The sequence below is a fragment of the Streptomyces sp. DG2A-72 genome (assembly GCF_030499575.1).
Taxonomy (GTDB): domain Bacteria; phylum Actinomycetota; class Actinomycetes; order Streptomycetales; family Streptomycetaceae; genus Streptomyces.
Genome location: NZ_JASTLC010000003.1, coordinates 168,743 through 182,438, shown reverse-complemented (window position 1 = coordinate 182,438; position 13,696 = coordinate 168,743). Strand labels below are relative to the sequence as shown.

At 71.8% G+C, this 13,696-nt stretch carries 8 protein-coding genes and 1 pseudogene; 6 read left to right on the top strand and 3 right to left on the bottom strand.

What is annotated here, in order from left to right; genetic code table 11:
• Positions 1–455: 455 nt before the first annotated feature.
• Together QQY66_RS49995 and QQY66_RS49990 are read right to left on the bottom strand one after the other, a co-directional pair.
• Positions 456–674: a hypothetical protein gene (locus QQY66_RS49995; protein WP_301987997.1), complete on the bottom strand. Its 219-nt coding sequence runs from the start codon at positions 672–674 to the stop codon at positions 456–458.
• Complete coding sequence (locus QQY66_RS49990; protein WP_301987996.1) at positions 671–1,297, bottom strand: hypothetical protein; 627 nt, start codon at positions 1,295–1,297, stop codon at positions 671–673. The genes QQY66_RS49995 and QQY66_RS49990 overlap by 4 nt, the downstream gene beginning before the upstream one ends.
• A 417-nt stretch (positions 1,298–1,714) precedes the next feature.
• Here QQY66_RS49990 and QQY66_RS49985 point away from each other — a divergent pair, with 417 nt between their 5' ends.
• From QQY66_RS49985 to QQY66_RS49965, 5 genes are all read left to right on the top strand, one after another.
• A complete protein-coding gene (locus QQY66_RS49985; protein WP_301987995.1) occupies positions 1,715–3,790 on the top strand; it encodes an FAD/NAD(P)-binding domain-containing protein in 2,076 nt (691 codons plus the stop codon).
• Positions 3,787–5,226: a 3-carboxy-cis,cis-muconate cycloisomerase gene (gene pcaB, locus QQY66_RS49980; RefSeq protein ID WP_301987994.1), complete on the top strand. Its 1,440-nt coding sequence runs from the start codon at positions 3,787–3,789 to the stop codon at positions 5,224–5,226. The genes QQY66_RS49985 and pcaB overlap by 4 nt, the downstream gene beginning before the upstream one ends.
• Before the next feature lie 520 nt (positions 5,227–5,746).
• Complete coding sequence (locus QQY66_RS49975; RefSeq protein WP_301987993.1) at positions 5,747–7,252, top strand: NAD(P)/FAD-dependent oxidoreductase; 1,506 nt, start codon at positions 5,747–5,749, stop codon at positions 7,250–7,252.
• Between the two features lie 393 nt (positions 7,253–7,645).
• Entirely contained in the window at positions 7,646–9,403 is a 1,758-nt protein-coding gene (locus tag QQY66_RS49970; RefSeq protein WP_301987992.1) for a cytochrome bc complex cytochrome b subunit, read from the top strand.
• A 191-nt stretch (positions 9,404–9,594) separates the two neighbouring features.
• Positions 9,595–9,963, top strand: a complete 369-nt coding sequence (locus QQY66_RS49965) for a DUF3099 domain-containing protein (protein ID WP_301987991.1) — start codon at positions 9,595–9,597, stop codon at positions 9,961–9,963.
• A 787-nt stretch (positions 9,964–10,750) separates the two neighbouring features.
• On the opposite strand, the pseudogene QQY66_RS49960 reads toward QQY66_RS49965, so the two are convergent.
• A pseudogene (locus QQY66_RS49960) lies at positions 10,751–11,907 on the bottom strand (multidrug effflux MFS transporter).
• A gap of 768 nt (positions 11,908–12,675) precedes the next feature.
• Between QQY66_RS49960 and QQY66_RS49955 the strand changes: the two are divergent.
• Positions 12,676–13,692 carry a type III polyketide synthase gene (locus QQY66_RS49955; protein ID WP_301987990.1) on the top strand — a complete coding sequence of 339 codons (1,017 nt, stop codon included), beginning with the start codon at positions 12,676–12,678 and terminating at the stop codon, positions 13,690–13,692.
• The last annotated feature ends 4 nt before the right edge of the window (positions 13,693–13,696 follow it).

Below are 13,696 nucleotides of genomic sequence, written 5' to 3'. Positions count from 1 at the left end.
CGACGGCTTTGTGAAAGAAAGCCGGTGCCGTACGCTCAGGGATCCGGTCCGGCTGGTGCTCACGCGCGGACACGTCACCCAATCCACTGCCCCGTAACAGTTTTCGGGCAGGGGGGACGTGCGTTGATAGTGACACGGGGCCGCCCGCGCGCCAAGACCGCCAGAAAGTGATGTGGGTCACTTCGGGCGGGATAGGCTCGCATGCGGGGGTTTCGCCGCGCCGAAACGGGCAGGCCGAAAGGCCTGCCGGGTCGACCGGTGCCGCCTCGTGGGGGATCGCCGAAAAGAAGTCACTGCCCCGGCGGTGCTTTCGCCGGTGCCGGCTCCGGTCCATGCCCGGACCTCTTTCGTGGAGATCGAGACCGCGGAAAGCGGGTGCGCTTTTGGCGGTTGCTGAATTCTGGCGGCAGGAATGCGCGGCTGCCCGGCCCGGTGGCGTCAGGGCCGGGGGTGTTTTAGTGCTGAGCCGTCACCGGGCGGCGCGGCGGGCAGGGGCGGCGCCGCATGGCGATCTCCGTGAGCTCGTCGATGTCGAACTCCGAGGGGCAGTTCGGTGCGCCGTAGCGAGTGATCTTCCCGCGGCTCACCCACTTCCGGATGGTCGCTTCGGACACCCCCACGGCGAGCGCGGCCACATTCGTGGGAACGAGCCGGTGGCGCGGCGGTTTCATCATGCGTCGACACCCTTTCGCTGCTGCTCCATGAGCCGCCTCAGATTCAGCCATTCGTGCATTTCCCATGAATGCCCGGCGGAGCACTCTATGCTTCTGCTCCGCGCAGTCCCGCCGCTCTTCGGGAAGGCGCTTATCGTCCCGCCGCAGTTGTCCATCACACACTTCCGGATCAGTGTGCCGAGATCGCCGGGGTCGGGGTCCATCGCACTGCGCAATTCAGCGACGAGGCCCTCGATCTCGTCTGCGAAGTCGGCCGCGGGAGGCTGGGACGCCAGCCACTGAAGGTGCCGTGCCAGAAACCGGGCCAGCTGCGGCACGGAACGCTCCGGTGCGGCGGCCGAGAGCTTTTCGGCGACCATTTCCGACCAGGACTCGAGCGTGGCGAGGATGTTGTACCGGGCGTCGAGCACCGAGATGTTCAAGTGATCCCGCCTGCGGCTGCCCGACACTTTCGTGGGGTTGATCCGCCGGGATGTCGGCGAAACCTGGTGCAGGCACTCCTGGTGGAGCCCGGGAATGGTGCGCAGATTGCGTTCCGTCTGGCTGATGCACGGGGCGCAGAGGATGTACCCGGTGGCGGCGCTGCTTTCATGGGTGTGTTTTCTGAGGCACGGGTGAACCATTGAATCTCCTTCAGGGGGCGGCTCGCCCTCCGTTTTCCGCCCTGCCGGAACGGCTGTCGGCAATTCCGGCGTGTGTCTGTTCCGCATGCGCAGTCGATCGCGGCAGCAGGGGAACTCAAGGTCCCTTTCCAGGTCCCGATCGCGTCGGCGTGATGGTGGCCCGAGGAAGGTCCGGTGACGCTTTTCGACGAACGTACGGACCCGTGCTGGAGTCCCGATACAGCCCCGTTCGCGGCCCGGCGGAGGTGGTTTCGCGGCCGGCCCGAGTGCGCCGCCCGCCCTCCTCAAGCCGGGTTCCATCCAGGTCCGAGCCCTGGTTGAGCGCCTGCCTCCACCGTGGCGGAGGAAGGAGGCACTGTGGACGGTACGCATGGAGGCGAACGCGCAGTCAGCGTCGGACGCACCTCAGGGCCGCCCGTGACGGCGGCCGTTCAGTATGCCCTGGAAGATCCGGTATCGGCGCACTTGGAGGTCTGCCTCGTCGGCGCGGGACCGCGGGGCCTTTCCGTACTGGAACGGCTCTGCGCGCAGGAACGCAAGTCGCCCCGCTGGGACACCGTCACCGTGCATGTCGTCGACCCGGATCCGCCGGGTTCGGGACGGGTGTGGCGCCCTACGCAGTCCCGGCACCTGCTGATGAACACCGTGTCCTGCCAGGTCACGGTCTACACCGACGCCAGCGTCCGCATCGACGGCCCGCTGGACGAGGGGCCGAGCCTGTACGAGTGGGCCAAGGCCCTGGTCTCGAACACCCTCGAGGCCGCCCCGCAGGCCGGCTACGACGACGGCGTCCTGGCCGAGGCGCGCCGTCTGGGCCCTGACACCTACCCCACCCGCGCCCTCTACGGCTGCTATCTGACGTGGGCGTTCCAGCAGGTCGTCGCGAACGCCGCCGCGCACGTGACGGTGCGCACGCACCCGGTGCGCGCCGTCGCCCTCGAGGACGACGCCGCCGGCGCCGGGGCCGGGCAGGCGGGGCCGCAGACCGTCGTACTCGAGGACGGCACCCGGCTGGCCGGCCTGTCCGCGGTCGTCCTCGCCCAAGGACACGTGCCGGTCCAGCCCTCGGCCACCGAGCGGGAGCTGGCCCAGTACGCCGAAGCGAGCGGGCTGACCTACCTGGCCCCGTCCAACCCGGCCGACGCGGACCTGTCGGGCATCCGGCCCGGCGAACCTGTGCTGCTGCGCGGACTGGGGCTCAACTTCTTCGACTACCTGGCCCTGTTCACCCACGGCCGGGGCGGCGTCTTCACCCGCAGGGGCGGCCGGCTGGTCTACCGGCCCTCGGGCCGCGAACCGCGCCTGTACGCGGGTTCGCGGCGCGGTGTGCCCTACCAGGCGCGCGGCGAGAACGAGAAGGGCGCCCACGGCCGCTACTACCCGCGGCTGCTGACCGCCGACTACATCGCGGGCCTGCGCGCCCGGACCCCCGCCCGCGCAGCCATCGACTTCGCCGCCGACCTGTGGCCGCTCATCTCCAAGGAGGTGTGCGGTGTCTACTACGCGGCCCTGCTCGCGGCACGCGGCGAACTGCCCGACCTCATCGAGGACTTCATCGAGGACTACCTGGAGGCCGAACCGGGCCGGGAGGAGGACGCGCTCCTGGACGCGGCCGGGATCGAGGCCGCCGACCGCTGGGACTGGCAGCGGGTCGCGCGCCCCTACGGCAGCCGCGTCTTTCGCGACCAGGGCGCCTTCCGCAGCTGGCTGCGCGGTCATCTCGACGACGATGTCCGCCTGGCCCGCCAGGGCAACGTCAGCGGACCGGTCAAGGCCGCCCTCGACGTCCTGCGGGACCTGCGCAACGAGCTACGGCTCGCCATCGACCACGCCGGCCTGACCGCCGCCTCCCACCGCGACGACCTCGACGGCTGGTACACACCCCTCAACGCCTATCTGTCCATCGGCCCCCCGGCCTCCCGCATCGAGGAGATGGCCGCGCTCATGGACGCCGGCATCCTCGACGTGACCGGCCCCGGCCTGCGCGTCACCACCGACGCGCACGACCCGCTCGGCCCCTGCTTCACCGCTACGTCGAGCGAGATACCGGACGTGGCCGTGCGGGCCACGGTCCTCATCGAGGCCCGCCTGCCCGAGATCGACCTGCGGCGCACCGCGGACCCGCTGATGAGCGAGCTGCTGCGCACCGGGCAGTGCCGTCCGTACCGCATTCCCGGCGCCGCGGGCGGCACGGACTACGAGACCGGTGGCCTCGCCGTGTCCGAGCGGCCCTACCACCTGATCGACGCCCGGGGCGTACCGCATCCGCGGCGCTTCGCCTACGGGGTGCCCACCGAGTCCGTGCACTGGGTGACCGCCGCGGGCATCCGGCCCGGCGTCGGCTCGGTCACCCTCGAGGACTCCGACGCCATCGCCGCGGCGGTCCTCGCCGTGGACGAACTGCCTGCTCTGTGCGGGCAGCTGGACACGTTTCCGAGGGACCGCACAGCTTTTGCCGCGGTCCCGGCCCCGAGCGCGAAGGCAGGCGCATGAGCGTGGTGCACGCATCCGGGCAGGCCACAACCCTGTCCGCCCACCTGGACGCCGGGCTGCTCTCACCGGTGAGGGCGGGCACCCCCGTCGAGGCGGCCGTGGGCGACAGCGCCTGGCTGCAGGCGATGCTCGACGCGGAGGCGGCCCTGGCCCGCGCCCAGGCCCGCTGCGGCACGGTGCCCGCCCACGCGGCCCGGGTCATCACGGCCGCCGCCCGCGCCGAGCTGCTGGACGTACGCGAACTGGCGCTGGCCGCGCGGGAGACCGCGAACCCGGTCGTGGGCCTGGTCAAGGCGCTGACCGCGGTGGTCGCCGAGCGGTCCCCGCAGGCCGCCGAGTATGTGCACCGCGGCTCGACCAGCCAGGACGTCTTCGACACCGGCGCGATGCTGGTGGCCGCGCGTGCGCTGCGTCTGATCGTCGCGGATCTGCGGACCGTGGCCGCCGCGCTGGCCGGCCTCGCGGCCGCGCACCGGGACACCGTGATGGCGGGCCGCACCCTGGCCCTGCACGCCGTGCCCACCACCTTCGGCCTCAAGGCGGCCGGGTGGCACCGGCTGGTCCTGGACGCCGTCGAGCGCCTCGAACGCATCGCCCACGGCGGGCTTCCGGTGGCGCTCGGCGGCGCGGCCGGAACCCTGGCCGGCTATCTGCAGTACGCAGGACCGGGCGCGGACCCCGCGGCCGTGCTCGACGACCTGGGCGCCGCCTTCGCCGACGAGACGGGCCTGGCCGCCCCCGTCCTGCCCTGGCACGCCCTGCGCACCCCCGTCGCCGACCTGGGGGCCGCACTCGCGCACACGGCCGGGGCCCTGGGCAAGATCGCCGCCGATGTGCTGGTGCTCACCCGTACCGAGGTCGGTGAAGTGGCCGAGCCCCAGGTCGCCGGACGGGGGGCCTCGTCGGCGATGCCGCACAAGCGCAACCCCGTGCTCGCGACCCTGATCCGCTCAGCCGGCCTGCAAGTACCCGCCCTGGCCACCGTACTGATGCAGTGTCTGCCCACCGAGGACGAGCGCTCGGCCGGGATGTGGCACGCGGAGTGGCAGCCGCTGCGCGAGGCCCTGCGGCTGACCGGCGGCGCCGCGCACACGGCCGTCGAACTCGCCCGGGGGCTCACCGTCCACCCGCAGCGGATGCGCGCCAACCTTGCGGCGACCGGCGGGCAGCTCGTCTCCGAGCGCATCTCGGCCGTCCTGGCGCCGCGCCTGGGCAAGACGGCCGCCAAGGAACTGCTCACCCAGGCCTCGGTGCTCGCCTCCCGCACCGGCCTGCCGCTGGCCGACGTCCTGGCCGGCCTCCCGCAGCTGGCCGGGGTGCTGAGCCGCGAGGAGGCGGCCGCCCTGCTCGACCCGGCCGGTTACACGGGTGCGGCCGGCGCGCTGGTGGACCGGGCGCTGGGTGCACCGGGCAGGGCTGGCCCTGCGGGGTCCTGACCGCGGCGGCTTGCTTGATCCGGCTGGTTATACGGGTGCGGCCGGCGCGCTGGTGGACGGGGCGCTGGGTGCACCGGGCAGGGCTGGCCCTGCGGCGTCCTGACCGCGGCGGCCGGCGCGCAGGACGTTCGGCGCCGTGGGAACCGGCCGCCGCCGCGGTGCGCGTCGTCTCGCTCTCCACGGGCGGGCACCTGCGGGCTCGTGCGCCCAGGCGCGGGCCGTGGCGCGCCGACCGCGGCGGCCGGTGCCACGGCGGCCGGTGCCACGGCGGCCGGTGCCATGGCGGCCGGCGTCGTCGGCACCGGCCGGCCCGGTGCGTGCCGGACCCGCGGCACGCACCGGGCATCCGCGGGCCCGTCCGCGCTGGTCCGGCCGCTGCCGGCCGCCCGCCCGCCCGGCCCCCGCGCTCGAGTCCTCCTCGCGGCTGCCTCGAAGGCCGCTCGAGGCAGCGCCGAAGCCGGCCGCGCGGGCGGCCACGCGCCGCATGATGCAACCACAACACACAGGGGAGGCGGCCGAGTTGAATCTGGACGCACGTGTGGTCGACGGGGGCGGCGGCCACGGCCACGCCGTGGTGATCGGCTCGAGCCTCGCCGGGCTCACCGCGGCGCGGGCCCTGGCCAACTTCATGGACCGGGTCACCGTGATCGAGCGCGACTGGCTGCCCCGCGGACCCGGCCGACGCCGCGGCGTACCTCAGGCACGGCACACCCACGGCCTCATGACCGCCGCCCACCAGGGCCTGGAGGAACTGTTCCCCGGCATCCGCCGGGACCTCACCCGCGCCGGAGCCGTCCACGTCCGCATCCCGAAGGACATGCTGCTGCTCGGCCCGGCCGGCTGGCTGCCCCGCTTCGATGCGGGCCTGTCGATGTACAGCGCCGGCCGCGACCTCATCGACGCGGCGATACGGGAGAGGCTGCGCGCCGACCCCAAGGTGGCCTTCCTGCCGCAGCACGAGGTCGTCGCCCTGCAGCCCGGCCGCCAGGACACCGTCACCGGCGTCTGGGCACGCGGCCGGGACCGCACGGCACCCGGCGGCTGGACGCCCCGGCGCCTGCTGCCGGCCGAGTTCGTGGTGGACGCCTCCGGACGGGGCTCCCGCGCCCCGCACTGGCTCGCCGAGCTCGGCTACGACCCGCCCGCCGAATCCGTGGCCGGCGCCAGGACCGCGTACGCCACCACCCTGTTCGCGCCGCCCGTCGGCCATGTCGCCGACTTCACGAGCCTGCTGCTCATGGCCGCGCCCGGCGATCCGCGCCAGGGCATGCTCCACCCCGTCGAAGGCGGCCGCTGGTCGGTGTCGCTGAGCACCGGCGACGGCACACCGCCGCCCGCCGACCACGCGGCACTGGTGCGCGCCGCCGGCGCCCTGCGCCACCCGCTGCTGCGCGACCTCATCGAGACGGCCACCCCGCTCGGCCCTGTCTACGGCTGCCGCACCGAGCAGCGCTGGCGCCACTACGAGAAGCTGCGCCGCTGGCCCGACCAGTTCCTTGTGGTCGGCGACGCCCTCGCCACCCTCGACCCGGCCCACGGCCACGGCATGACCCTCGCTGTGCAGGGCGCTCTCGTCCTCGACCACCTGCTCGCCGCGCACGGCACCGCGGTCGGCATCAGCCACCGCCTGCGCCGGGCCCTGGCCCACCGCCTGGCCCCCGCCTGGCAGTCGAGCACCCGCACCCTGCGCCCGGCGGGCACCGGCCAGGACCCGCGAGCCGGGCTGCGCGCCCGGCTCGGCAGGCGCTACGCGTCCCGGCTCGCCGCCGCCGCGACCACCGACCAGGACGCGGCGGCCCTGCTGCTCCACCTGCACCAGACCCTCGCCCCGCCCGCCGCCCTGCGGCCGCGGGCGCTGCGGGCGGCGCTGCGCCCCGGGCGCGCGACGCCGCCCGCGACGCCGCCCAGCGTCACCCACGGCCCCGAAGCACGCCCACGCCGTCCCGCCACCCCGGCCACGCCCGCCCCCGGCACCGGGCGGCGGCCGGCAGCGACCGCGAGCACGCCGCGCGTACGCCGCTTTTGAGCCGTCTGGCGCGTCGACGCCGTCGCGGGCCGCAAAGGCACCGCCATACGCTCGGCGCATGGCAGCAGAAGTGAAGCAACTACCCGGCAGACAAGCTCACTTGAGCGGCCGCCGGCGATCGCCGACCACCCAGCAGGCGGCAAATCCGGGCCCGTTGCACGCCCACAGGGCCGGCGGGAACCCGCACGTCCCACAACCCGCTCAAGAAGCACTTGAGTTGCCACTTGAGTATGACTTGAGCGCGGTTGTTCGGCCCGGTCACCCGTGGATAGCGTTTCACCCGCTCCAGGGCACGGGCCCGCTGACGCCGCGCAGGCCGCCCCCACCACCGACCGTTCCGGCCGGACGGGGTGTGCCTGTGACGGCCGAGCGGCGGGGGGAGGGCGCGCGGGTATGAGCACGACCGAAAGGGCGCCGCACACGGGGCGCACCACACCGCCGGCAGGCGAGCGCATCGCCGACTGGACGGACTCGCGGCTCGGGATCTACAACTTCCGGTTCCTGATCCGCAAGGTCTTTCCCGACCACTGGTCGTTCATGTTCGGGGAGATAGCGCTCTACAGCTTCGTCGTCCTGATCCTCACCGGTACCTGGCTCACCATGTTCTTCGACCCGAGCATGACCGAGACCGTCTACCACGGATCACACGAACCGCTGCACGGCATCCCGATGTCCCAGGCCTACGCCTCCACCCTGCGCATCAGCTTCGACGTGCGCGGCGGCCTGTTCATCCGCCAGTTGCACCACTGGTCGGCGCTGGTCATGATCGGTGCGCTGTGCATCCACACGCTGCGGCACTTCCTCACCGGATCGTTCCGCAAGCCGCGCGAGGTCAACTGGCTGATCGGCTTCTCGCTGCTCGTGCTGGTCACCCTGGAGGGTTTCGTCGGGTACTCACTCCCCGACGACCTGCTCTCCGGCACCGGTCTGCGCATCGCCGAAGGCGTCACGCTCGCCATCCCGGTGGTCGGGACCTATCTGACGCTGTTCCTGTTCGGCGGCGAATATCCGGGACACGACATCATTCCCCGGTTCTACAGCTTCCACATCCTGCTGATCCCGGGCATCGTCGTTGCCCTGGTCACCGTCCACCTGATCTACGTCTTCTACCACAAGCACACCCAGTTCCGGGGACCCGGCCGCACCGAGAAGAACGTCGTCGGCCAGCCCCTGATGCCGGTGTACGCGGGCAAGGCCGGCGGGTTCTTCTTCCTCGTGTTCGGCGTGCTCGCGCTGATGGCCGGCATCGCGCAGATCAACCCCGTGTGGAAATACGGCCCCTACCGCGCCGACCAGATCTCCCAGGGCTCCCAGCCCGACTGGTACATGGGCTTCCTCGAGGGCGCCCTGCGGGCCATGCCCGCCTGGGAGTTCGTCATCCCGGGCGGCTACACCGTCAGCATGGGCGTCCTGCTGCCGGCCGTCATCCTGCCCACCGTCATGATGGCGGTGATCGCCTTCTGGCCGTTTCTGGAAGCGTGGGTCACCGGCGACAGACGCGAACACCACCTCCTGGACCGCCCCCGCGACCACCCCACACGCACCGCGTTCGGCTGCGCCTTCGTGGCCTTCTACCTGGTGCTGTTCTTCGGCGGTGCCAACGACGTCCTGGCCGAACGCTTCCATCTGTCCCTGAACGCGATCACCTGGTCGGTACGGATCGGAGTGTTCGTCGTCCCGGCACTGACGTACGTCCTCACTCGGCGGATCTGCCTCGGCCTGCAACGGCGCGACCGCGACAAGCTCCTGCACGGCCGCGAGACCGGAAAGATCATCAGGCTGCCGCACGGCGAGTTCGTCGAGGTCCACGCGCCCCTCGACCGCCCGCAGGCCTACACCCTGCTGTCCAAGGAGGTGCGCGAGGTGGCGCCGGCCCCCGCACCGGAGCACGACGGCGTGGCCAACCCGCAGACCCGCAAGGAGATGCTGCGCCACCGGCTCAGCCGCTGGTTGTACGGCAACCAGATCCCGCAGCCGACACCGCAGGAGATGCAGCACGCCCTGGAACACCTCGCTCACTCGCCGGACGGACACGCCTCGTCCAACGGACACGCCTTGTCCAACGGACACGGCCCGTCGGCAGGCGGGCACCTGGACACCGGCAGGCGGGCCGCCGTCGAGGAGCGGGAGCCGGACCAGGAACCGCACTGACCCGGCAGTACGACGCCAGGGGACCGGGCCGGATACGGCGGCGCGGGTGATCAGGGGACGGTCACCCGCGCCGCGTCGTTTCGCCGCCGGTTGCTCTTACGCACGGCGCGGGATTCCCGTCCGGCTCGGCCGGGGGCCCGACTCCCTTTCCGGCTTTCCGGCGCTCACGCCGGAGGATCCACGGAGACCCGATGAGCCGAACCCCATGGCACCGCAACGGACCCCCGGCCGAGTCCATCACCCGGGCACGCACCGGCCTGACCCAGGATCTGCGCGTCCGCCAGCGCCGCTACATCGTGGCCATGCTGGTGCGCACCGCCTGCGTGGTCCTGATGGCCCTCACCTGGAACCGCTGGCCCGCCGTCGCCGTCTGCGCCCTCGTCGCCGGGGTCGTCATCCCCTACGTCGCCGTGGTGGCCGCCCAGGCCGGGTGGCGCCAGCAGCGCGGCGTCCGGCCCGCGCTGACACCGGCCGACGACGAGCCCCACACCCGCGTCGTCCTCGAACCCACCCTGATCCTGCCCCCGGAACGCAACACGGCGGGCTCATCCGGCACTTGACGCACCGCGTGCGGCACGGCAGAGGCACGAGGGCGCGTGCCGGGCGCCGGGGAGCGGGGCCAGGCCACGGCCCCTTCGAACTGCTTCAGCGTGATTCTTGCGAGGAACCCCGGGCGTTCACACCAGGCAGGAATCACATCCGGAGGGGAGCGGCGCGCAGCACCGCAGCGGCGTCCGGTGCGCAGCGCCCGGCAGATGGATCGCGGAACCGGGGAAGCTTCCGCTCCAATGCGCGGGCCCGCAGGGCCCGGGCAGCGTCGCGGGTGTGAAGCTGGTGGTGCCCTACGCTGCTGCCGGCGCCCCTGCGCCGGGTGCGGGCGCATCGGCAGGAACGAACCGGGTCTCGCAGGCCTGGTTCGCGTGCCGGTCCTGCGGATTCGTTGATCACGCGGACCGATGGGGGCACCGCCCGCTCGAGCGAAGCCGAGAGTGGGGCAGCATCCGCGCCCGTGCGGTCAGTTGCGGCGACGCGGGGCCCGGTCAACGGCCCGTGGCCCGCCACCGCGACGGGCAGTCGCCCGGTGGGTGAGGGTGAGGGCCTCTTCCGGCCGGTCGACCCGGCACCGTGCTGGCACGAGAGCCCCGACTGCACACGGCTGCCACCTCGGCGATCCCTCCGATGCCCGCCGTGGACCGGGCGAGCCGCAAGGATCGGGTCACACAGGAACCGGGCGGCCGGCGCACCCGTGCTCCGGCAGGCGGTGTACGTCGCACACCCGCAGCGGCGGTTGCCCCGGGTTCTCGAGCCGGGAGCGTCCGGTGGACCGGGGGCGCGGCCGTGGCGCGCTCAGTGCTCCGCCTTCTGCGCCATCGGGTTCTGCCAGGGACGGCACACGCCCAGGAAGCAGACGATCGCGGCCACCGCGCTGCCCAGCTGGACCGCGGCCATCGGCACCGCCGTCTGCTTCCCCGCGATCCCGACGAGCGACGAGGCGATCGCTCCCATGAAGAAGCACGACGTGCCGACCAGAGCGGAGGCGGAACCCGCGGCGTGCGGGGTGCGCATCAGCGCGAGCGCGTTGGTGTTGGGCAGGATCAGGCCCAGCGAGGAGATCATGACGAAGAGGCAGGCGGCGATCGCAACCGTACCCGCTTCGCCGAAGGCGCCCTGCGTCACCAGCAGCAGCGCCCCCCCGGCGAGGGCGAGCACCGCCAGTCCGAACCCGAGAGTCTTGTCCAGGCGGACTCGGCCGACGAGGATCTTGCCGTTGATCTGGCCGACGATCATCAGACCGAACGAATTGAGGCCGAAGAGCAGTGAGAAGGTCTGCGGGGACGCCCCGTAGATGTCCTGGATCACGAACGGCGAGGCGGCGATGTAGGAGAACAGCGCTCCGTAGGCGAAGCCGTTCGTCAGCAGGTACCCGGTGAAGATCCGGTCGGCGCACAGCCCCTGCATGATCCACAGGGCCGCGCGCACCCCACCGCTGTGCCGCCTCTCCGGGGGAGGGTCTCCGGCAGCCGGCGCCAGACGAGCAGGGTGAGCGCGATGCCGATCACGGCGAGGACGAGGAAGATGCCGCGCCAGTTGGTGACGTGCAGTACCTGTCCGCCGATGATGGGCGCGACGATCGGAGCGATGCTGGATATCAGCAGCAGCGTGGAGAAGAACCGGGCCATGGCCAGGCCGTCGTAGAGGTCGCGTACGACGGCCCGGGCGATGACGATCCCGGCCGCGCCCGCCAGCCCCTGCAGCAGCCTGAAGCCGATGAGCACCTCGGCGGTGGGCGCGAAGGCGCACATCGTGGCGGCGACGATATAGACGAGCAGCCCGGCCAGCAAAGGCCTGCGCCGTCCCCACCGGTCGCTCATCGGGCCGACCACGAGCTGCCCGAGCGCCATGCCGGTGAGGCACGCGGTGAGGGTCAGCTGGACGGTCGTGGCGGTCGAGCCCAGCGTGCGGGTGACCTCCGGGAGGGCCGGGAGGTACATGTCCATCGACATCGGCGGCACGGCGGCGAGGGCACCGAGGATGAACGTGACGAGGAGACCGGTCCGGCGCAGAGACCGGTCCCCGTCGGCCGTATCGCCTCCCTTCGCCGGGGATGGCACCCCGGGAAATCGCCTGCCTCCGGCGGTGGCTTCCTCGGCTTGCTGGGACATGCGCCCTCCGCGTCCAGTCGTTGCATGGATAGGGCCGATGCTCTCAACAGGGCGCTACAGAATCGGCAGGGCACCGGTGGCGCAGGGGAAATCGACTTGTGCGCCACTTGAACCCAACTCGGCGTGACCCACGTCACTTTGGGGCGGTCTTGGCGCGGAGAGTGCGCCCGTGTCACTATTCCAGCACGCCCTCCCTGCCCAAAAACTGTTCTGGGGCAGTGGATTGAGCATCGTAGCCACCGTTCTGTACTGGTGAGACCGCGTGTGTGCCAGGTGGCGGCACAGGTTCCCTCTCGCATCAAATCCCCACGCGCCGTGGCGCTTTGCGCTGTCCGGCTTGCCTGCGTGCGCAAGCGCCGCCGGCGCTGATCCGGCATGCCCTGTGCCGCGCCTGTTGTCCAAGTGATCGCGGCGGCCGGCAAGTTCTGTGCGGTGCGGCCTGCTCGCGGCCGCCCGCACCCCGCCTTTGCCGTAACGACCTGACGGGAACCGCTTCGGAAGCTGTGCGCGGATTCTTCACGCACAGAAGGCAGACTCTCGAGAAATGAGACCCCAGATATGCCAAGGCTATGCAAGCCCGCGGTGAGCGCGCCGGAACACGTCATCACGATGGAAGAGACTCTGGAGTTCGCCCAGCAAGCTCATGCAGGAAAGCCGCAGCTTCCTCTGGCGCTCCGGCTGATCCGGAACACCGGGGTGCTGAAGCGGCATATCGTGCAGCCCATTGAGCAGACACTGCGCCACCCGGGGCTGACGGAACGCAACCGCATCTACGAGGCCGAGTCCAAGAAGTGGTGCCCCCCGGTCATCGAACAGGCCCTTCAGAACGCCGATGTGGCGGCTCGTGACATCGACGCCATCATCTATGTGTCGTGCACCGGGTTCCTGATGCCGTCGCTGACCGCATGGCTGATCAACAGGATGGGATTCCGCTCCGACACCCGGCAGATACCCATCGCCCAGCTGGGGTGCGCGGCAGGCGGCGCGGCGGTCAACCGCGCCCACGACTTCTGCGTGGCCCACCCGGGAAGCAACGTCCTGATCGTCTCGTGCGAGCTGTGCTCGCTGTGCTATCAGCCCGACGCCGACGACATCGGTTCGCTGCTGTCCGACGGGCTGTTCGGCGACGCGGTCGCGGCCGCGGTGGTGCGCGGCAATGGCGGCGTCGGCATCGAGCTGGAGCGCAACGCCTCCTACCTCATTCCCAACACCGAGGACTGGATCTCCTACTCGGTGCGCGACACCGGCTTCCACTTCCAGCTGGACCGCCGGGTGCCCGGGACGATGGAGCCGCTGGCCCCGGTGCTGCGGGAGTTCGCCAAGGACCACAGCTGGGACGCCGGCAACCTCGACTTCTACATCGTCCACGCCGGCGGTCCGCGGATCCTGGACGACCTCGCCAAGTTCCTCGAGGTCGACCGCAAGGTGTTCCGTCACAGCTGGTCGACCCTGACCGAATACGGCAACATCGCCAGCGCGGTCGTATTCGACGCGGCACGCAGGCTGTTCGAAGAGGACACCCCGGGCCCCGACGCCACCGGTCTGATCGCGGGTTTCGGTCCCGGTATCACCGCCGAGATGGCGCTGGGCCGCTGGAGCGTCGACGCACCGGGCGAATTGGACTGAGCCC